We start from the raw sequence: 19,187 nt of genomic DNA, 5'->3' as shown, positions 1-19,187 counted from the left end.
AGTACTGTTCGAAAGTTGAATTCCTCGTCGCACAAGGAGAGCCATGGCCGTTACGCAACGCCCAAAGTTGTCATTTCTCGATAGATTCCTTCCCGTGTGGATCATCATGGCCATGGCTGTGGGGCTATTGATAGGCCACTTCCTGCCAGGCATTGGAGAAGCACTGTCTGCTCTAGAGGTTGGCGGTATTTCTCTTCCAATTGCGCTGGGCCTGCTAGTTATGATGTATCCGCCCCTGGCTAAAGTCCGCTATGAAAAGACCCGAGATATTGCTGCCGATGGCCGGTTGATGGTGGTATCGATTGTGTTGAACTGGCTGGTGGGGCCTGCATTGATGTTCACCCTGGCGTGGATATTTCTTGCCGATCAGCCGGAGCTGCGAACCGGCCTGATTATCGTTGGGCTAGCCCGTTGTATCGCAATGGTCCTAGTGTGGTCCGATCTCTCCTGCGCCGATCGGGAGGCCACCGCCGTTCTTGTCGCCATAAACTCTGTATTCCAGGTAGCCATGTTCGGTGTGCTGGGATGGTTCTATTTGCAGATTTTGCCAGGGTGGTTGGGGCTAGATACCACCTCTGCTGATTTCTCTTTCTGGTCCATCGTCACCGCGGTTCTCGTATTTTTGGGAGTCCCCCTGCTGCTTGGTGTGCTCTCACGGGTGTGGGGAGAAAAGATCAAAGGACGCGAATGGTTCGAAGACCGTTTTCTCCCGGCAGTCTCGCCTTTGGCGATGATTGGTTTGCTCTACACCATCGTGCTGCTGTTTTCACTGCAAGGCGAGCAGCTGGTAGCCCAGCCGACAGCCGTGGTGAGAGTGGCGATTCCGCTGGTTATTTACTTCGTTGGAATGTTTTTCCTAGCTTTGGGTGTAGCAAAGGTCGTGGGAATGAACTACGCGCAATCCGCTTCCGTAGCATTTACCGCAGCTGGTAATAATTTCGAACTAGCCATCGCGGTTTCCATTGGCACTTTTGGGGCGGCGTCGGCACAGGCTCTCGCCGGTACCATCGGGCCGCTTATTGAAATTCCGGTACTTGTCGGACTCGTGTACGTAATGCTCTGGATAGGGCCGAAGCTTTTCCCCGGAGACAAAAGCTTGCCAAATTAACGCCGGCCCACTTGATACAAACAGCGAACCCCAGTCGGCGTGATGGTGATGGTCCACTTTGCGGGCGCGGTGCGCAGGCCCATTCGGCTTAGCTTCACCAGGTCCGCCTTTGCCAAAGCATCGAGGTGTTCGCATAGAGGGTCGAGGTCTACCCGCATGAACTTCGAGAGGGCAGTGGAATTAATCGTGTTTCCCTGCACCGCGCCGGTGGCGACGAGGGCGGTGAGGATGTCCGAGTGGGCGTCGGCAAGCTGCAAACGAGCCTCCGTAACCCCGTCGAGCGGGTCCTTTTCCAAAATCTTGTTGATGCGGCGCCGGCCGATGCGGAAGGACTGAGAAAACATGCCCCATATGCCCAGCGGCAAGCCAAAGGCCCACCATGCCCCGGACAGAATTCCGGCAACGGGCGGGGCCAGCTCTACCTCTGGAAGCAGGTTGGCCGCGCTCAGTGGTGCCATGATCAATGGCGCAGCTATCGGGATAAACGGGGCGATATAGGCAATCGTGGGATAGTCGCCATCGCGGAATTCCTCTTGCGCAGCGTTGATGCCGCGCGGGTAATTGCGGATGAGGTGCACCAACCCCAGCACCGCAAAAATGGCAAAAACACCGGCTCCCATCAACATATAATCCACGCCCGTGTTGGCGAAGCCAATGGCAAAGCCGGCCGGCACGCCAAAATAGAGCGCCGAGCGCACCGGGACTTCATTGCGCTGCCGATGCTGCGCCAGTTCGCGAGCGGGGATTCGTGCTAGTTCTGCCACCCCGCCAACATAACACCGCCTGCCAGCTTGGCCGCGGTTCTGTGACACAATGGGGGATAGCGCGTACGAGACGCGGCATAACTTCATATCCCACAAACTTTTATAGCGCGCACTATGCCTCGTGCGGCGGCGGTACGGTCTTCGGCCGTGCCTGCGCCCGAGGCCGCGCCAAATACAGACGATGTACAGGAGTAAGCCCGAACATGGTGGCACAGAACTCTCAAGAAACAACTGAAAGCCTCAAGGCAGCGGCGTCTTTGGCCCAGAACCTGGATCGCAGCCAGCTCAAGGACAAAACCCGCGTGTATTCCCTGGCCAAGCAGCTGGGGCTTTCCTCGCGCGAGCTGGTGGCACAGCTTAAAGATATGGGCCTGAAAAAGAGCGCGCAGAGCTCCCTTTCCCGCGAGGAAGCAGGCCAGGTGCTGGACGCTGTAGCGAACGCCGCCGCGGTTGCCGACGCCCCCTCGGGCGACCCCACCGCAACCTCCACCGGCGCGTCCACCGCAGCACCGGCTGAAGATCCCGAGGACAAGGCCGCTGCGCAACCGGAAGAAACCCCGGACGAGGAACAGGAAAAGAAGCCAGCTAAGAAGCGTGCCAAGCGCGCCCGCAAGGCCACCCGTAAGTCCGCCGCTGTAGCGCCTGAAGAGCCGGCAGATGCCGCCGAGTCAGGGGAAGGGGAGCAGTCCGCGGAAGACGAAGAGCACCTGCGCCACCGCGTGCGCAAGAACGTGGACAATGAGATCTCCCAGATCGAAGACAAGGTAGAGGCATCGCTGGCCCAGGCCGCAGCCGAAACTGGCGCAGCCGCCGAGGGCGCCGAGCACGCTGAAGCGGTACAACCCGAAGCAGCAGTACCTGCGGATGAGGCGGACGAAGCACCGGCTAGCGCGCTCGATACCGGAACGGTTGATGCGGCGAAGTTGCACGAGGCGCTGGCCGAGGCCGGCGAGGACTTCGAGGATGACTACTACGCCCCGCACATCGTCCCGCGCGCTGAATCCGAGGAAGACTCCGGGCACTATGACTTTGCGCCGATCTTTATGGCCCCGCAGCAGGACGAGGCAGCGGCATTCGCACCGGCAGTAGATGCAGCAGAGGAGGACTTCACCACCGACGATGCCGCACGCGATGACAATGAGGACGCGGCGGATTCCGCCGACGAAAGCCGTGAGCGCTCCGGCTCCGGCTCCGACCGTGGTTCCGGAAAGTCTGAGGGCCGCCGCCGTGGGCGCCGCGGCGCATCCCGTGGACGCGGCGCGGGTTCGAAGCGTGAAGGGCAGGCAGACGAGCCCGAGCACATTGAAGAGCCGAAGGCGATCCGCGGCTCCACGCGCATCGAGGCGCAGAAGCGCCGTCGTGCCGAGCTGCGCGAAAAAGGCCGCACCCGCCAGCACATCGTCTCCCAGGCGGAGTTCCTTGCCCGCCGCGAAGCCGTGGAGCGCACCATGGTGGTGCGCGATAAGGAGCGCGAGGACGGCGCCGGCATTATCACCCAGGTGGGTGTGCTGGAAGATGACCTGTTGGTCGAGCACTTCGTGACCACCGAGTCCCAGGCCTCGCTCATTGGCAATATCTACTTGGGCCGCGTTCAAAACGTGCTGCCGTCCATGGAGGCGGCCTTCGTGGATATTGGACAGGGCCGAAATGGCGTGCTTTACGCCGGTGAAATCGACTGGCGCAAGACCAAGCTGCACGGGCGCGCCCGCAAGGTCGAAAACGCCCTGAAGTCTGGTGACCAGGTGCTGGTGCAGGTGGCTAAGGATCCTATCGGTCACAAGGGCGCGCGACTGACCACCCAGATTTCCCTTGCCGGCCGTTACCTGGTCTACGTACCAGGCGGACGCAGTGCCGGCATTTCCCGCAAGCTGCCCGCTCCGGAGCGCAAGCGCTTGAAGGATATCCTCGGCCGCGTGGTTCCAGGCGATGGTGGTGCGATTATCCGCACCGCCGCCGAAAACGTCCCAGAAGAGGCAATCGCTACCGACGTCAACCGCCTGCACAGCCGGTGGGAGGACATCGTGGCACACGCTAAGAAGGAGAAATCCTCCAAGGGTGCCAAGCCGGTGACCATGTATGAAGAACCAAACATGCTCATCAAGGTGGTGCGCGATCTCTTCAACGAGGACTTCACCGAGCTTATCGTCGATGGCAAGCGTTCCTTCAATACCGTCCGCGCCTATGTGGATTCCATGGCGCCGGACCTTGCAGACCGCGTGGTGCGCTACCGAGCCAAGGATCACGGCGGCCAGGATGCCTTCGAGGCCTACCGCATTGATGAGCAGCTGCATAAGGCGCTCTCCCGCAAGGTATGGCTGCCCTCGGGCGGCACACTGGTTATTGACCGCACCGAGGCCATGACCGTCATCGACGTCAATACCGGCAAGTTCACTGGTTCCGGCGGCAACCTGGAAGAAACCGTTACCCGCAATAACCTCGAGGCGGCCGAAGAAATCGTGCGCCAGATGCGCCTGCGCGATCTTGGCGGCATGATCGTCGTGGACTTTATCGATATGGTCCTGCCAGAAAACCAGGATCTGGTGCTGCGCCGCCTGAAGGAAGCCTTGGGCCGCGATCGCACCCGCCACCAAGTTTCCGAGGTTACCTCGCTGGGCTTGGTACAGATGACCCGTAAGCGCCTGGGCACCGGCCTGGTGGAGACCTTCTCCACCGAGTGCGAGTGCTGCAACGGCCGTGGCATCATCATTCACCAGTATCCGGTGGACGAGGCCGAGGACGATCAGCGCTCCAAGCATTCTGGCCGCAAGTCCAAGGGGCACAAGAAGCACCACCATGATCCGCAGCAGCACCCGACTGCGGTGGCGATGCATAAGCACGAGCTTGACGACGCCCCCGAAAACTCCTCCAAGCCTAAGCGCTTCAAGAAAACCCAGGCGCCGGTCTACGGTACCGAGAGCGAAGAGGCCGCACGGGCATCTGCCAAGACGTCGTTAGAAGACCTCGTAGCTAACGTCGTTGTGGACGAGCGCGGTCCGGCCCAGTCCCACGCTGGATCGGAAGAGCAGAGTGGAGACCACGACCGCAACAAGGATCGCGGACGTGGACGCGGTCGCCGCCGCGCGCGCAAGCGCACTCAGACTGAGGTATCCGATATCGAGGCTATCGCGTATGCCGCGGCGGATAATGCTGCCGAGAGCGATGAGGTGCAGGAATTTAATTCCTACGTCCCCGATGCGGATACGGACGCGGACTCGGGTGCCGTTGCTCAGGCACACCCTGGTGCAGGGGCCGGCTCCAAACGTGGCAAGAAGCCGCGCCGAGCGACGCGCCGTTCGAAGGTAACCCGCGCGGCTACAGGCGGCGAGCAGAAGGCACCGGAGAAGGAAGTCGCTCCGGAGAAAATAGCTCCGGAGAAAGCAACTGGAAAGACCTATGACGAGGCAGTAGCCGAGTTTGAGGCTTCCCCGCGCCGCAAGCGCCGCACCCGCGGAAATTCGCGCTCCGATAGGCGCCCGCAGCCGCAGGATTTCGCGGTCTCTGGTGAGCAGGACTCTGCCGACGCCGACGGTAATGCCAGCGGCACCGAATCCCAGCACGGACAGAAGACCTCGCGCGAAGAGCGCAAGGGACGCGGGCGTGGCCGCCGTCGTTCGGTGCGCACCCAGCAGGCCAAGCGCCGGAGCACCTCGCGCGTGCCGCACGAGGTCAAGGAAAAGGCACAGGAGCACGAACACAAGCAGGCGGGCGGATCCGCCGAGCAGCGTCATGAAAAGGCCGCTGGCGCCGCGCGTGCGGGACATGCCGGCGGCAAGGGCCGTGGGCGTCGCCGTGCCGTGCGCCAGGCTGCTCCTAAAAAGGCAGTAGCAGAGAATCCGAAGGTAGCGACGTCCACCCACGGCCGTTCGACGCAGCCGGATGGCTCGCCGGATCGTACCGGTGCTGGCCAGCGGGCTACCACGGGCGATACCAAGGTGCTGCGCCGCGGAAAGAAGAGGGCGGTGCGCAAGAAGGGGGCGTCGGCAAGCGCCAAGGCCCCAAAGGCGCAGGATAACGCCGCTCAAAAGCAGTCTTCCGCAAGCGGCGCACACCAGGAAAAAGCGCGCGCTAAGTCTGGGCGTGGCCGACGCCGCGTAGCACGGCGAAGCAAGTCTTAGGGCTACGCCACGCGGGCACAAAAAGCGTGGTTTGTATTTTGTGCCCGCTACGGGGTAGTCTTTGACAGTCGCTGTTTAGTACTCACGGCGCTGGATCAGTCTGACACTCACTTAGTGAGCTGTGCGGGCATGTTCGCGCGGGAACTAAACGCAATGTGTAAGTGTCCATTCGGAACGCGGCCTCCCCGGTTGCTTCCGAGCGAGTTTAGATAAGGGGTAACCCTCTATGTACGCGATCGTCAAGACCGGCGGCAAGCAGTACAAGGTTGCTGAAGGTGACCTCGTCAAGGTCGAGAAGATCGAGGGTGAGCCAGGCTCTGCCGTAGCTCTCACCCCGGTTCTGCTCGTCGATGGCGCCGATGTTAAGTCCAAGGCTTCCGACTTGGAGAAGGTTTCTGTCTCCGCAGAAATCGTTGAGCAGGGTAAGGGCCCGAAGGTCGATATCCTGAAGTACAAGAACAAGACTGGTTACAAGAAGCGTCAGGGCCACCGTCAGCCTGTGACCACCTTGAAGATCACCGGTATCAAGTAAGCCTTAACCGGCTGTAATTATCCCTAAAGGAGGGAAAACCACATGGCACACAAGAAGGGTGCTTCCAGCTCCAGCAACGGTCGCGATTCCGAGTCCAAGCGTCTCGGTGTCAAGCGCTTCGGTGGTCAGCAGGTTAATGCCGGCGAGATCATCGTGCGTCAGCGCGGCACCAAGTTCCACCCAGGTGAGAACGTAGGCCGCGGCGGCGACGATACCCTGTTCGCGCTTGCAGCTGGCTCGGTTGAGTTCGGTATCAAGCGTGGCCGTCGCATGGTCAACATTGTTCCGGCTGAAGAGGTTGCTGCAGAAGCAACTGCCTAACTTCAGGCCGATGAGGCTAATCCTCGAGTCTGTCCCCACATTAGTGTGAGGGTGGCTCGAGGATTTTCTGGTTTTGTGGATACCGAAACGAGGCTCCACCCGGGTAATAGATACACCACGCTAGCGGACACAGCCGATGGGATGGCCGACTAGGTAGGCGGATTCAATCCGGTTGCGGTTGGAGTCCAGCCCAAGACACGCATTACACTGGCGGGGACAAAGATTTAACTTACGGAGGGTTTGACCATGGCACGTTTTATTGACCGCGTTGTCCTGCACCTGCAAGCAGGCGACGGTGGACACGGCTGTGTGTCTGTCCACCGCGAGAAGTTTAAGCCCTTGGGCGGCCCAGATGGCGGCAATGGCGGCCACGGTGGCGATATTGTCCTCGAGGTCTCCGAGCAGATCCATACCCTGATGGACTTTCACTACCGTCCGCACATTAAGGCCCAGCGCGGCGGCAACGGTGCCGGCGATATGCGCAACGGCGCCCGCGGAGAGGATTTGATTCTCGAGGTGCCCGCCGGCACGGTGGTGCGCAATGAAAAGGGCGATACCCTGGCTGACCTGACGGTGCCTGGCACCCGCTTTGTTGCTGCGGAAGGCGGCTTCGGTGGCCTAGGCAACGCGGCGCTTGCCTCCAAGAACCGCAAGGCGCCCGGCTTTGCTTTGCAGGGCGAGCCGGGCCAAGCGCACGATTTAATCCTCGAGCTGAAGTCCATGGCGGACGTCGGGCTCGTGGGTTTCCCTTCGGCGGGTAAGTCTTCGTTGATTTCGGTTCTTTCTGCCGCCAAGCCAAAGATCGGTGATTATCCCTTTACCACGCTGCAGCCGAACCTTGGCGTGGTGGATATGGGAGATAGCTCCTTTACTATCGCGGACGTGCCCGGGCTTATCCCGGGCGCGGCCGATGGCAAGGGGCTCGGCCTAGACTTTTTGCGCCATATTGAACGCACGGCGGTGCTTGCCCATGTGGTGGATACCGCCACCATTGAGCCCGGCCGTGATCCGGTCTCTGATATTGAGGCGATGGAAAATGAGTTGGCAAAGTACCAGGAGGCTTTGCAGGAAGATACTGGTTTGGGGGATCTGCGTGAGCGCCCCCGCGTCATCATCTTGAATAAGGCAGATGTGCCTGAGGCCGAAGAGCTGGCGGAATTTGTCAAGGATGATCTGGAAGAGAAGTTTGGCTGGCCTGTCTTTATTATTTCGGCAGTCGCTCGCAAGGGTCTGGACCCGCTGAAGTTCCGGCTCATGGATATGGTGACCGAGCACCGCAAGACCCAGCCGTTGCCGAAAAAGGATAAGAACCACACCGTTATCCATCCCAAGGCGCAGGGCCATAAGAAACATACCGGCGCGTTTGCTGATTTCACCGTGAAGCCCGATCCTGAGGTCGAGGGTGGCTTCATTGTTGAGGGCAAGAAGATTGATCGCTGGATTACCCAGACTGACTTTGAAAATGATGAGGCAGTGGGCTTCTTGGCGGACCGCTTGGCCAAGGCCGGCGTGGAGGATGAGCTGCGCGAGCAGGGCGCAGTGGAGGGCTGCCCGGTAACCATCGGTGGCATCACCTTCGAGTGGGAGCCGATGACCGGCGGTGATCCGACAATGGCAAGCCGTGGCGAGGACGCCCGCCTGAAGGGCACCGGCCGCGTTTCCGCCGCCGAACGCAAGCGCGCCTCGCAGGCGCGCCGTGGTCTTGTCGATGAGTATGATTACGGCACCGATGAAGAGGTCACCCGCGAGGGCGCTAACCGCGATAGGTGGCAGGGCTAAAGCCGCCCCGCCGCCGCGGGCCTTGTGCGCTGCGCCCCCAAAGTCGGGGTGCTGGGCTCGGAACCTTTGTAGACTATGAAATTATGTCTTCTGATCAACAGAATGAGCCCATCCTTCCGCTTCCGGTAGAACCTTTTGCCGGTCCTACCGCTGATACCCCTTTCCCGGAACCTCGCGTTGAAAACCCCACTGCTTCAGGGTTTGAGTCGGATCTCCGCCACGAAATCGCTCAGGCTAAGCGCGTAGTGGTCAAGATTGGTTCCTCTTCCCTCACGGATGAAAATTTCCGCGTTTCCCAAGAAAAAATCGATCACATCGTTGATGCCGTCCATGCGCGCATGGGCCGCTCCGATGTCATCATCGTCTCCTCCGGTGCGGTTGCCGCCGGTATGGGCCCGCTCGGCCTGCACCAGCGCCCCACCGATTTGGCTACCAAGCAGGCCTCTGCGTCCGTAGGCCAGGTGCACTTGGCCTCTGTGTGGGGCCAGTCCTTTGCGCGCTATAAGCGCACCATCGGCCAGGTTCTCCTCACCGCGTCCGATACCGGCCACCGCGACCGTGCCCGCAATGCGCAGCGCACCATCGATCGCCTGCGCCAGTTGCGCACCATCCCTATCGTGAACGAGAACGATGCGGTGGCGACCTCCGAGATGCACTTTGGCGATAACGACCGCCTTTCGGCGCTGGTGGCCAACCTGGTGGGCGCGGACGCGCTCTTCCTCTTCTCCGACGTGGACGGCCTCTACGATAAGAACCCGGCCGAGCCGGATGCCAAGTTCATCGATGAGGTGCGCACCGGCAAGGACTTGAAGGGCGTTGTTGCTGGCGATGGCGGCAAGGTCGGCACCGGCGGAATGGCCACCAAGGTCTCCGCGGCCCGCCTGGCTACCCGCGGCGGCATTCCAGTGCTGCTGACCTCCACGGACAATATTGGGCCCGCGCTTGCCGACGCCTCCGTGGGCACCGTCTTCCACCCCCGCGAGGAACGCCAGCTGTCTGCCTGGAAGTTCTGGGCTCTCTACTGCGCCGATACCGGTGGAGCCGTCCGCCTCGATGAAGGCGCCAAGGAGGCCGTCACCAAGGGCGGCACCTCGCTGCTCGCCGTTGGTATTACCGATGTGCAAGGCGAGTTCAACAAGGGAGAAATAATCGACATCCTGGGCCCGAATGGTGAGGTCATCGGCCGCGGTGAAGTGCGCTTCGATTCCGAGGAGCTGCACGCCATTAAGGGCAAGAAGATGGAAGAGCTTCCTGAGGAGCAGCGCCGTTCCGTCGTCCACGCGGATTACCTCTCCAATTTCGCCTCCCGCATCTAAACCCGAGTCCGAGATTCCCCGTATGGTTGGGGCATGAAGTATTTCATGGGACCGGAAACCTGGCAGCCGATGGTAGAAGACATCGAGGCTGCCGGGCACCAACGCGTAAGCAGCATCGAGGACGCCGAGGTCTATATCAATAATGCGCCCAACCCGCGCCGCATCCCGGAGATGCCGGCGAATATCGGCTGGGTGCAGCATTGTTATACCGGCGTCAACCAGCTCATCGATGCAGGCGTCATTACCCCAGACGGCGTGCCATGGTGCAACTCCGCCGGTGCCTTTGCCCAGCCTGTGGCCGAGTCCGCACTCGGGTTGGCCCTTTCCCAGGCACACCACCACAAGGCCTTCGCCCAAGCCGCTACCTGGTCGGTGGCCAAGGAGCTGGATGAATCCCAGGCCTGGCTCTATAACCAGCAAGGGCCGAAGAGGGTAGCGATCTTTGGCGCTGGGGGCATCGGCAAGCAGCTCATTAAGCTCCTGCAGTCCTTTGGCGTGCACATTACTGCGGTCAATCGCTCCGGCCGCGCGGTGGAAGGCGCCGATGAGGTCGTTCCCATGGATAAAGCCCAGCACGTGTGGGGCGAGGTGGATTTTATTTTCTGCATTCTGCCGGCGACCAAAGACACGGAGGGGCTTATCGATGCCGCCACTTTCCGCGCCATGAAGCCCTCCGCCATCTTCATCAACGTCGGCCGCGGCAGCACCGTAGTAACCGATGACCTCGTGGAAGCCTTGCGCAGCGGCGACATCGCCGGCGCCGGCCTAGAGGTTATGGATCCCGAGCCGCTGCCCGATGGGCACCCGCTTTATGACCTGCCCAATTGCACCATGACCCCGCACATGGCCGCCTCCGCGCACGTGGCGCAGTACCACCTGGGCGCTATCTTCAACGCCAATGCTGCGGCGTGGGAGAGGGGAGAGGCCATGCCCACCCGCGTCGATGTGGAGGCCGGATACTAATGAAGTACGCGATGCTGCCCACCCCGTGGGAGGAAACCCTGCAGGCCCTCGATGCCGCCGGGCACGAACGCGCCCCACTGGAGGAGGCCGAGGCCCTCATCTTCAACGGTGGCCCGGATGATTTCCCGCAGCCGCTGCCGCCAAGCGTAGGCCTAGTCCAAGTTCCGTTTGCTGGTGTGGACCACCTGCTCGACGTCATGCGAAATACCTCCGCCCGCTGGTCGAACGCGGCAGGGCTATATGATGCCACCGTGGCCGAGTCCACCATTGCGCTCCTGCTCGCCCAATTGCATGCGCACAAGCGCGTGGGGAACAGCTGGGATAACCGCGATGAGGTCGAGGCCCACACCAGCTTCCTTTTTGAGGATAAGACGGTGGCGGTGGTGGGTGCCGGGGGCATCGGCAAGCGGCTCATCCGCATGCTAGAAGGCTTCGGCCCACGCATTATTGCGGTCAATCGCTCGGGCAATCCGGTGGAAGGCGCCGATGAAACCTTTGCCACCTCCGATATCGAGCGCGTGTGGCCGGCCGCCGATTATTTCGTGGCGCTCGCTCCGCTCACGGAACAGACCTGCCAGCTTTTCGATGCCGCTGCTTTCCGCGCCATGCCTAACCACGCCGTGATTATTAACGTTGGCCGTGGGCCATTGGTAGACACCGACGCGCTTGTCGAAGCCCTGCGCGCTGGCCAGATCGCCGGCGCCGGCCTGGACGTCACCGACCCCGAGCCACTGCCTGATGGCCACCCGCTGTGGGACATGCCCAACGTAGTCATTACCCCGCACCTTGCCAATCCGCCGTATTCGGTGCGCCACCGCATCGGCGCGCATGCAGCAAAGGTCATGGAGCGCTTTGCCACCGGTGAGACAATCCCTACGGAAGTAGATACTGAAGTCGGCTACTGATGGATAGTCCCGGTAGCCGCGCTGATGATGGCCAGCTCAACCCCACCGCGGCTGAGGTCGCTGAAAAGCGCGTGGCCTTTCGTTAGGCTGGTATGGCATGAGCAACACTGAACGCGAAGAAGTTCTGTCCAAAGCCCGTGCTGCCAAGGATGTTGCGCCCGTCGTGGCGCAGCTTTCCACGCCGCGCAAGAACGAAATCTTGCAGCGCGCAGCCGAAAACCTTATCGCCCACACCGAGGATATCCTCGCCGCTAATAAGCAAGATATCGATGCTGGCCGCGAGCGCGGCATGTCCGAGTCCCTCATTGACCGCCTATCCCTCGACGCCGCCCGCGTGGAGGGCATCGCTGGCGGCCTGCGCCAGGTAGCCGGCCTCCAGGACCCGGTAGGGGAGATCCTGCAGGGCCGCACCATGGACAATGGCATCCAGATGAAGCAGGTGCGCGTCCCGCTCGGCGTGATGGGCATGGTCTATGAGGCCCGCCCGAACGTCACCGTGGACGCCTTTGGTTTGGCCATCAAGTCCGGCAACGTGCCGCTGCTGCGCGGTTCCAAGTCTGCCCGCAACTCCAATGCCAAGCTGGTAGAAATCCTGCAGGATACCCTCGCCCAGTTCGATCTACCGCGTGAGGCCGTGCAGCTCCTGCCGTGCGAGACCCACGATTCCGTCCAGGACCTCATCACCGCTCGTGGCCTGGTGGACCTGGTCATTCCGCGTGGTGGCGCCAAGCTTATTGAAGCCGTGGTCACCGGCGCCACCGTCCCGGCCATTGAGACCGGCACCGGCAACTGCCACTTCTATGTGGATGCCTCTGCGGACCTGGACAAGGCTATCGACATGGTCATCAACGGCAAGACCCGCCGCACCTCCGTATGCAACTCCACGGAGTGCGTGCTTATCGACGCCGCCTTGGACGACTCCGCCAAGCTCCGCATCATCACCGCGCTGCAGGAGGCAGGCGTGACTATCCACGGCGACGTCGCTGAGCTCGAGGCCTTCGGCGTCAAGGATGCCGTACAGGCCACCGATGAGGACTGGCGCGAGGAGTCGCTGTCCATGGATATCTGCGCCAAGGTGGTCGACGGCGTCGACGGCGCCATCGCCCACATCGCCGAGTTCACCACTGGCCACACCGAGGCCATTGCCGCGCAGGATGCCGACGTCCTAGTGAAGTTCGGCAACGAAGTGGATGCCGCCGCAGTCATGCTCAACGCCTCTACCGCCTTCACCGATGGTGAGGTCTACGGCATGGGTGCGGAAATCGGCATTTCCACCCAGAAGCTGCACGCCCGCGGCCCGATGGCACTTCCGGAGCTGACCTCTACCAAGTGGATCCTGCAGGGTACCGGTCAGACCCGCCCCTAGTAGTGCGACTATAATCACCACCCATGACTAGCCCACAGCGCATCGGCATCATGGGTGGCACTTTTGATCCCATCCACAACGGCCACTTGGTAGCGGCCAGCGAGGCTGCACACCGGTTTGCCCTCGATACCGTCGTCTTTGTTCCCACCGGCCAGCCGTGGCAAAAGTCCCACCGCGACGTTACGGCGGCCGAGCACCGCTATCTGATGACGATGGTGGCCACCGCATCCAACCCGCGCTTTACCGTCTCGCGCGTAGACATTGACCGCGAGGGGCCCACCTATACCATCGATACGCTGCGCGAACTGCGCGAACTCTTCCCGGAGGCGGAGTTTTATTTCATTACCGGTGCCGATTCGCTGGCTTCCATCATGAGCTGGCATAACTGGGAAGAGATGCTGGAGATGGCGCACTTTGTGGGCGTGACCCGCCCCGGCTATGAGCTAAGCGCAGATATGCTGCCCGCCGATGCGCAGGAGGATATCGATCTTATCGACATTCCCGCGATGGCTATCTCTTCTACCGCTTGCCGCGAACGCGCCGCTCATGGCCAGCCCGTGTGGTACCTCGTTCCGGATGGGGTGGTGCAGTACATCACCAAGAACAATCTCTACGGGCCCAACCCAGATAAGCCTTTGTAGAAACTTCCGCGGCCTTCCCCAGATTTTGGGCACGGGCCTGCTAAACGTGCAAGAATAGACTCTCAATAGAGATAGTTCATACCGAATATACTCAGACGCGAAAAGGGAATTTTTACACATTGTCTACTTCTGATCTCGCCCGCCGCATGGCAGAAACCGCGGCCCACGCCGCGCAAGAAAAGCTGGCCACCAATATCGCGGCCATTGATGTCTCCGATGTTCTCGCTATCACCGAGGTCTTCGTACTCGCTTCTGCAGACAACGAGCGCCAGGTGGGCTCCATCGTGGATGAAGTCGAAGACGAAATGACCAAGCAAGGCTTCGAGCCGCAGCGCCGCGAAGGCAACCGCGAGAACCGTTGGGTGCTGCTGGATTATGGCAATATCGTCGTCCACGTTCAGCGCAATGACCAGCGCGAGTTCTATGGTCTGGATCGCCTGTACCACGATTGCCCGGCACTGGAGATCGAGGGCATCGAGGCCCCAGAGCGCCCCGGCGAATGGACCAATGGCGTTAACCCGCGCGAAGTTGATTCCATCGACGAGCTCCCACTGGCCGATAAGGTCCCTGGTGAGGACGAGGAGCTTTAAACCCGCATGAGCCGCCGCCTGATCCTGATCCGCCACGGACAAACTACCTATAACGCCACCGGCCGCATGCAGGGCCACTTGGACACTGAGCTGTCCGAGCTGGGCTATGAGCAGGCCCGCGCCGCCGCGCGCCTGCTGCAGGATCAGGGAGTGTCTAAAATTGTCGCCTCCGACCTCATCCGTGCGCGCGAAACCGCGCGCGTGGTCGCCGATGCCCTTGGCATGGACTTCACCATGGATGCCCGCCTGCGCGAGACCCACCTAGGCCGGTGGCAGGGCAGGACCTCCGCCGAGGTGGATGAGGAGTTTCCAGGCGCGCGCGCCATTTGGCGCCACGACCCCACTTGGGCCCCGCCGCAGGGCGAGTCCCGCGTGGATGTGGCCGAGCGCGCCCGCCCCGTCATCGATGAGCTCATGGCAGACTTCGCCGGCTGGGACCAAGGCCCCGTCCTCATCGTGGCCCATGGCGGCGCTATCTCGGCGCTGACTTGTCACCTGCTGGGCCTTGACCACGCGCAGTACGGCATCCTTTCCGGATTGAAGAATACCCACTGGTCGCAGCTGACCGCCCGCCCGGACTTTAACCCGGAAACGCCGTTATCTTCCTTGGAGTTCACCCCAGACAATGTGGGCAGCGCCCAGTGGTATTTCGACGGCTGGAATATGGGCGGCGAGGTCACCGGGGACGGCGGGGCGGATATCTAGTGACGGTTCGCGTCATTACGGATTCCTCCGCGGGCCTGCCGCCGGAGCTGGCGGAACAGCTATCCATCACCGTCATTGACCTGCACCTTATGGAAAGCCACGGCAAGGATGGCCTGGAGCGCTCCACTTCGGGGTTGAGCGCGCTGGAGCTGGCCGCCGCCTACGGCCGCGAAATGGAGCGCGCCCAGGATGAGGGCGTGGTGGCCATACATCTGTCTAAAGAGCTATCTTCCACCTATTCTGCGGCGGTATCCGCCTCCGGCGTCTTTCCGCACACGGTGCGGGTGATCGACTCCGGTTCGGCCGGTATGGCCATGGGCGCGGCCGCCATGTCCGCGGCTAAGCTCGCCTCCCGTGGCGCCAGCTTGGACGAGTGCTATGCCGCGGCCATCGATACCCTCAAGCGCGCGGCCACCTGGGTCTACCTGCATTCCACGGAGGACTTGCGCCGCTCTGGCCGCCTTTCCCCGGCCACGGCAGTGCTGTCTACGGCGCTGTTGGCCACCAAGCCGATTATGTCGATTACCCGCGGCAAGCTGGAGCTGGTGGGCAAGACCCGCACCCAGACCAAGGCTTTTACCAAGCTGGTGGACCTCATCGCCTCCCGCGCGGACGGCGAGCCGGCCTTCGTCGCCATTCAGCACAACCAGGCCGAAGATGCGGCTGCCAAGCTGGAGGCGCTCCTTGAAGCGGCGCTGCCGCAGGGGTCCTCCTTTATCTGCACTCCGCTTAACGACGTCCTCGCTGTCCACGCCGGTCCCTCCGCCATTGGCGTCTCCGCCGTGTTTAGCTCCGAGCCGCCCGCGGAACCTGTGCATTCTCACACACGTGGTCGACCCCGCGCCTTCCCGCCGCGCCGATCTGTGGATAACTAGGCCCACCGCGCCGGGTTCGTTGACACCCACAACAAGTTATCCACAGCCCACCTCCGCCCGACCTTTCACTGGTGTGCGCCCGCGCTTAGCCTCAGCGCCATGGCGGCACCCAAGATCAGCGAACGACTCCGCGAATTTACCCAACCCACCGGCGAGGAAGAGCTCCTCGCCGTCGATTACCCGCGCCCGCGACTGCGCATCAGCTCCTGGCAAGCCTGCGCCATGGCTGTCCTCCTTGTCATCGGCGTGGTGGTCTGGCTCGGCATCAATGCACGCTCGGACGAATCCTCCGGCATGCCCGAGCCCGCGGCATTAAGCGATGCCCCTAGCGAGGAGCCCAGCGAAATCATCGTCTCGGTCATCGGCGAAGTTGCAGAGCCCGGGCTGAAAACACTCGAGCCCGGCGCGCGTGTGGCCGATGCCCTCGACGCCGCCCAGCCGCTACCAGGCGCCGAGACTATGGCTCTCAACCATGCGCAGCGGCTTTCCGACGGCCAACAGCTCCACATCCTGCCCTCCGGCGCCGCTCCACCTCCCTCACCCGGCGAACCGGCCCCAGCCAGCGACAACTCCAGCAGCCCCGGCGGCATCGCTAGCGGCAGCGGCGTGAGTCTCAATAGCGCCACCGCCGAAGAGCTCATGGAACTCAAGGGCGTCGGTGAGGTGACCGCGCACGCCATCGTGGCCTACCGCGAGGAGCACGGCGGTTTCAAGGACGTGGAAGAGCTCCTAGAGGTCTCCGGCATCGGGCCGGCGAAGCTGGCGCAGCTTAAAGACCAAGTCCAGCTCTAGTTCGTATTCGAGCGTGCGATGCGAGAACTGCGGCTCGTTCCCGGCGCGGCTACCGCTTGGCTGGCCGTCATCGCCGTACTGCTTGCCGGCCGCGGCTGGGCCATCGCACTCATCGCGGTCGTCGTCGCGCTGTGCCTCGTTGCCCGTCAGTGGGGCCAAGCGCTCTTTTGCGGGGCGGTCGCTGGGGGTGCGGCGTTCGTCGCCGCGGTGCGCCAGACTCGTGCTGCCGCCTTCGACCTCGGCACCGAAGTCACCGGGCGCCTTGTCACTGCACCAACGCAGACGAGTACGGGTGGCTGGCTGCTCAAGCTCAAGGTTCCGGGATACCCCACCCAGCTGCCGGTCTTTAGCCCGGAACCAGTCCCGGCGGCTGCTGGCGCCGAACTTACGGTCGGGGTGCGGGTAGGGGAGTCGGATAGGGCGGGCGTCGGAAAACTCAGCGCCAATGCCACCGAGGTGCAGGTGACCGCCGAGCCCGAAGGCCTGGACGGCTGGGCGGCCAGCGTGGCCGAGAATTTCCGCGCGCTGGTCCTTGATACCGTCGGTCCTTCCAGCCAGGGCCTTATCCCCGGCATGGTGCTCGGCGATACCGCGCTGCAAGATTCCGCCGAGCGCGACCTGTATATCGCCACTGGGCTCTCGCACTTGAGCGCTGTATCTGGCGCCAATGTGGCCATCGTCTGCTCCGCCGCGGCCGTGGTCTGCGCCGCCTTCGCGCTCGGTCCCCGCACCCGCGTGGCCGCCTCCCTGTGCGCCCTTGCTACCTATGTTCTGCTTGTGGGCTTCGAGCCCTCCGTCCAACGCGCGGCCGTCGCCGGGGTAGTAGGCCTGCTTGCCGTGCTCAATTCCACGCGCATGGAGCCCATCCATGCGCTCAGCCTCGGCATCATCGCGCTGCTCTTTGTGGATTCCGACCTCGCCGTGCACTTCGGCTTCGCCCTATCCTGCGCGGCGACGCTCGGCATCGTGGCGCTGAGCCCGCTCATCTATAAGCACTTAGCCGTGACCGGCTGGCCCGCCATCTTTCTGCGCGCGGTCGCCGTGGCCATCGCCGCCGATATCGTCACCCTCCCGCTGGTCGCGCTCATGTCCGGTGAGGTCTCCGTCGTTTCCGTGCTGGCTAATATCCTCGTCGAGCCTGCCACCGTGCCGATTACCATCGTGGGGCTCATCGCCACCATCTTTGCCCAGCTCGGCCCGCTGGACGTGCTGGGCGCCGGCTTGCTGCGCCTCATTGAGCCCTTCTCGTGGTGGATTAACACCGTCGCCCACGGCGTGGCCCACCTGCCCGTGGTCACCATCCCCGCCAACCCGCTTTTTACGCTGCTTGCCTACGCCTGGATCATCGCCGGCCTCCTTTATCACCGCCCGTGGCTCACCTTGGCGCTGACGCTGGCGGGCATCGCCTGGCTCGGCCTGGCCGCAGGCTAGAATGGCGGGCATGCCACCAGTACACCTCATCCTCGGCGACGATGAATTCCTCACCGAACGCGCCCGCCTGCGCATCCAGCGCGCCGCGGCCGAGGAGAGCGGACCCACCGGTGCCCGCCCCGAGCTGACGAAGCTAAAAGCCTCCGAGGTCTCTGAGGGCGAAATCCTCGAGGCCACCAGCCCGTCGCTGTTTGGCGATAACCGCGTCATCGTCATCAGCGACTGCGAGCGCGCCGGCAAAGAAGTAGTCGATATCATCTTGCGCGCCTGCGCCAATCCCGCGCCGGGCATGACCATGGTCATCATCTACTCCGTGACGGCCAAGACGCTGAAGAAAAAGAAGAAACAGCCCGAGCTCGTGGCCAAGCTGCGCAAGATTGCCGAGGTCCACGAGGTCTTTTCGCTCTACCCCAATGAGCTGGGCCAATGGGCCACCCGCGAATTTTCCAGCCACGGCGTGCGCCCCACCCCGGACGTTATCCACGCCGTGCTCGAGGGAGTGGGCTCTGACCTGCGCGAGCTGGCCTCGGCCATCTCCCAGCTGGTCTCCGATACCGGCGGCAATGTCACCCGCGAGGCGGTGCAAAACTACTACGTCGGCGTGGCCGAGGTGGCCAACTGGGACATTGCCGACGCCGCCGTCGCCGGCCGCGTCGAAGCTGCCGTATCCACCTGCCGCCGCGCCCTCCAGCTGGGCGCGAGCCCCGTAGCGATTGCAGCCGCGCTGGCCAATAAGGTCGGCGCCGTCGCCCGCCTCTACTCCGCGCGCGGGGACCAGTACTCGCTGGCGAGCCAAACCGGCCTGGCGCCCTACGTGGTCAAAATGACCCAACCGGTGGCCCGCCGCTGGTCCGCCGATAATGTCACCAAGGCCGTCATCCTTGTCTCCGAGCTCGATGCCGCCGTCAAAGGCCAAGGCGGTGAGCCCGAATTCGCCATAGAAGCGACCGTCAAACGCGTCGCGGAACTGGCGCGATAAGCTAG

At 62.5% G+C, this 19,187-nt stretch carries 17 protein-coding genes; 16 read left to right on the top strand and 1 reads right to left on the bottom strand.

What is annotated here, in order from left to right:
- The first annotated feature begins 43 nt into the window (after positions 1–43).
- Entirely contained in the window at positions 44–1,108 is a 1,065-nt protein-coding gene (gene arsB / locus QP909_RS08830) for an ACR3 family arsenite efflux transporter (protein ID WP_284766968.1), read from the top strand.
- Here arsB and QP909_RS08825 read toward each other — a convergent pair.
- Positions 1,105–1,872, bottom strand: a complete 768-nt coding sequence (locus QP909_RS08825) for a hypothetical protein (protein ID WP_239278316.1) — start codon at positions 1,870–1,872, stop codon at positions 1,105–1,107. The two genes, arsB and QP909_RS08825, sit on opposite strands and share 4 nt — an antisense overlap.
- 203 nt (positions 1,873–2,075) lie before the next feature.
- Between QP909_RS08825 and QP909_RS08820 the strand changes: the two genes are divergently transcribed.
- The 15 genes from QP909_RS08820 (at position 2,076) to holA (ending at position 19,182) form a co-directional block, all read left to right on the top strand.
- On the top strand, positions 2,076–5,987 hold the full coding sequence (locus QP909_RS08820; RefSeq protein ID WP_284766967.1) for a translation initiation factor IF-2 N-terminal domain-containing protein: 3,912 nt from the start codon (positions 2,076–2,078) through the stop codon (positions 5,985–5,987).
- Between the two features lie 226 nt (positions 5,988–6,213).
- Positions 6,214–6,519: a 50S ribosomal protein L21 gene (rplU, locus tag QP909_RS08815; RefSeq protein WP_005324077.1), complete on the top strand. Its 306-nt coding sequence runs from the start codon at positions 6,214–6,216 to the stop codon at positions 6,517–6,519.
- A 42-nt stretch (positions 6,520–6,561) separates the two neighbouring features.
- The gene (rpmA, locus tag QP909_RS08810; RefSeq protein ID WP_005324079.1) at positions 6,562–6,840 is read left to right on the top strand and encodes a 50S ribosomal protein L27; all 279 of its coding nucleotides are present in this window, start codon (positions 6,562–6,564) and stop codon (positions 6,838–6,840) included.
- Between the two features lie 246 nt (positions 6,841–7,086).
- Positions 7,087–8,619 carry a GTPase ObgE gene (obgE, locus tag QP909_RS08805; RefSeq protein WP_239278313.1) on the top strand — a complete coding sequence of 511 codons (1,533 nt, stop codon included), beginning with the start codon at positions 7,087–7,089 and terminating at the stop codon, positions 8,617–8,619.
- A gap of 83 nt (positions 8,620–8,702) precedes the next feature.
- Positions 8,703–9,935 carry a glutamate 5-kinase gene (gene proB, locus QP909_RS08800; protein WP_284766966.1) on the top strand — a complete coding sequence of 411 codons (1,233 nt, stop codon included), beginning with the start codon at positions 8,703–8,705 and terminating at the stop codon, positions 9,933–9,935.
- 33 nt (positions 9,936–9,968) lie between these two features.
- Positions 9,969–10,898 (top strand): D-isomer specific 2-hydroxyacid dehydrogenase family protein, encoded by a 930-nt coding sequence (locus tag QP909_RS08795; RefSeq protein WP_284766965.1) that lies wholly within the window; start codon positions 9,969–9,971, stop codon positions 10,896–10,898.
- Positions 10,898–11,803, top strand: coding sequence for a D-isomer specific 2-hydroxyacid dehydrogenase family protein (locus QP909_RS08790; RefSeq protein WP_284766964.1), 906 nt, complete (start codon positions 10,898–10,900; stop codon positions 11,801–11,803). The genes QP909_RS08795 and QP909_RS08790 overlap by 1 nt, the downstream gene beginning before the upstream one ends.
- A gap of 97 nt (positions 11,804–11,900) precedes the next feature.
- Complete coding sequence (locus QP909_RS08785; RefSeq protein WP_284766963.1) at positions 11,901–13,169, top strand: glutamate-5-semialdehyde dehydrogenase; 1,269 nt, start codon at positions 11,901–11,903, stop codon at positions 13,167–13,169.
- 23 nt (positions 13,170–13,192) lie between these two features.
- Positions 13,193–13,810 carry a nicotinate-nucleotide adenylyltransferase gene (gene nadD, locus QP909_RS08780; protein ID WP_284766962.1) on the top strand — a complete coding sequence of 206 codons (618 nt, stop codon included), beginning with the start codon at positions 13,193–13,195 and terminating at the stop codon, positions 13,808–13,810.
- Between the two features lie 146 nt (positions 13,811–13,956).
- Complete coding sequence (gene rsfS, locus QP909_RS08775) at positions 13,957–14,400, top strand: ribosome silencing factor (protein ID WP_179387589.1); 444 nt, start codon at positions 13,957–13,959, stop codon at positions 14,398–14,400.
- Between the two features lie 6 nt (positions 14,401–14,406).
- Positions 14,407–15,105, top strand: coding sequence for a histidine phosphatase family protein (locus QP909_RS08770; RefSeq protein WP_284766961.1), 699 nt, complete (start codon positions 14,407–14,409; stop codon positions 15,103–15,105).
- On the top strand, positions 15,105–15,980 hold the full coding sequence (locus QP909_RS08765; protein ID WP_284766960.1) for a DegV family protein: 876 nt from the start codon (positions 15,105–15,107) through the stop codon (positions 15,978–15,980). The genes QP909_RS08770 and QP909_RS08765 overlap by 1 nt, the downstream gene beginning before the upstream one ends.
- A gap of 99 nt (positions 15,981–16,079) precedes the next feature.
- Positions 16,080–16,772 (top strand): ComEA family DNA-binding protein, encoded by a 693-nt coding sequence (locus tag QP909_RS08760; protein WP_284766959.1) that lies wholly within the window; start codon positions 16,080–16,082, stop codon positions 16,770–16,772.
- Between the two features lie 18 nt (positions 16,773–16,790).
- Positions 16,791–18,203 carry a ComEC/Rec2 family competence protein gene (locus QP909_RS08755; protein ID WP_284766958.1) on the top strand — a complete coding sequence of 471 codons (1,413 nt, stop codon included), beginning with the start codon at positions 16,791–16,793 and terminating at the stop codon, positions 18,201–18,203.
- 1 nt (position 18,204) lies between these two features.
- Complete coding sequence (holA, locus tag QP909_RS08750; RefSeq protein ID WP_284766957.1) at positions 18,205–19,182, top strand: DNA polymerase III subunit delta; 978 nt, start codon at positions 18,205–18,207, stop codon at positions 19,180–19,182.
- Positions 19,183–19,187 lie beyond the last annotated feature (5 nt).

The sequence above is a fragment of the Corynebacterium sp. MSK195 genome (assembly GCF_030228885.1).
Classification (GTDB): domain Bacteria; phylum Actinomycetota; class Actinomycetes; order Mycobacteriales; family Mycobacteriaceae; genus Corynebacterium.
The sequence above is the reverse complement of the archived record's forward strand: the minus strand, read 5'-3'. Positions and strand labels throughout refer to the sequence as shown.

Bases quoted from the DNA above. Each gene is read 5' to 3' on its own strand.
- arsB (WP_284766968.1), top strand. From the start codon at position 44: ATGGCCGTTACGCAACGCCCAAAGTTGTCATTTCTCGATAGATTCCTT.
- QP909_RS08820 (WP_284766967.1), top strand. From the start codon at position 2,076: ATGGTGGCACAGAACTCTCAAGAAACAACTGAAAGCCTCAAGGCAGCG.
- rplU (WP_005324077.1), top strand. From the start codon at position 6,214: ATGTACGCGATCGTCAAGACCGGCGGCAAGCAGTACAAGGTTGCTGAA.
- rpmA (WP_005324079.1), top strand. From the start codon at position 6,562: ATGGCACACAAGAAGGGTGCTTCCAGCTCCAGCAACGGTCGCGATTCC.
- obgE (WP_239278313.1), top strand. From the start codon at position 7,087: ATGGCACGTTTTATTGACCGCGTTGTCCTGCACCTGCAAGCAGGCGAC.
- proB (WP_284766966.1), top strand. From the start codon at position 8,703: ATGTCTTCTGATCAACAGAATGAGCCCATCCTTCCGCTTCCGGTAGAA.
- QP909_RS08795 (WP_284766965.1), top strand. From the start codon at position 9,969: ATGAAGTATTTCATGGGACCGGAAACCTGGCAGCCGATGGTAGAAGAC.
- QP909_RS08790 (WP_284766964.1), top strand. From the start codon at position 10,898: ATGAAGTACGCGATGCTGCCCACCCCGTGGGAGGAAACCCTGCAGGCC.
- QP909_RS08785 (WP_284766963.1), top strand. From the start codon at position 11,901: ATGAGCAACACTGAACGCGAAGAAGTTCTGTCCAAAGCCCGTGCTGCC.
- nadD (WP_284766962.1), top strand. From the start codon at position 13,193: ATGACTAGCCCACAGCGCATCGGCATCATGGGTGGCACTTTTGATCCC.
- rsfS (WP_179387589.1), top strand. From the start codon at position 13,957: ATGGCAGAAACCGCGGCCCACGCCGCGCAAGAAAAGCTGGCCACCAAT.
- QP909_RS08770 (WP_284766961.1), top strand. From the start codon at position 14,407: ATGAGCCGCCGCCTGATCCTGATCCGCCACGGACAAACTACCTATAAC.
- QP909_RS08760 (WP_284766959.1), top strand. From the start codon at position 16,080: ATGGCGGCACCCAAGATCAGCGAACGACTCCGCGAATTTACCCAACCC.
- QP909_RS08755 (WP_284766958.1), top strand. From the start codon at position 16,791: ATGCGAGAACTGCGGCTCGTTCCCGGCGCGGCTACCGCTTGGCTGGCC.
- holA (WP_284766957.1), top strand. From the start codon at position 18,205: ATGGCGGGCATGCCACCAGTACACCTCATCCTCGGCGACGATGAATTC.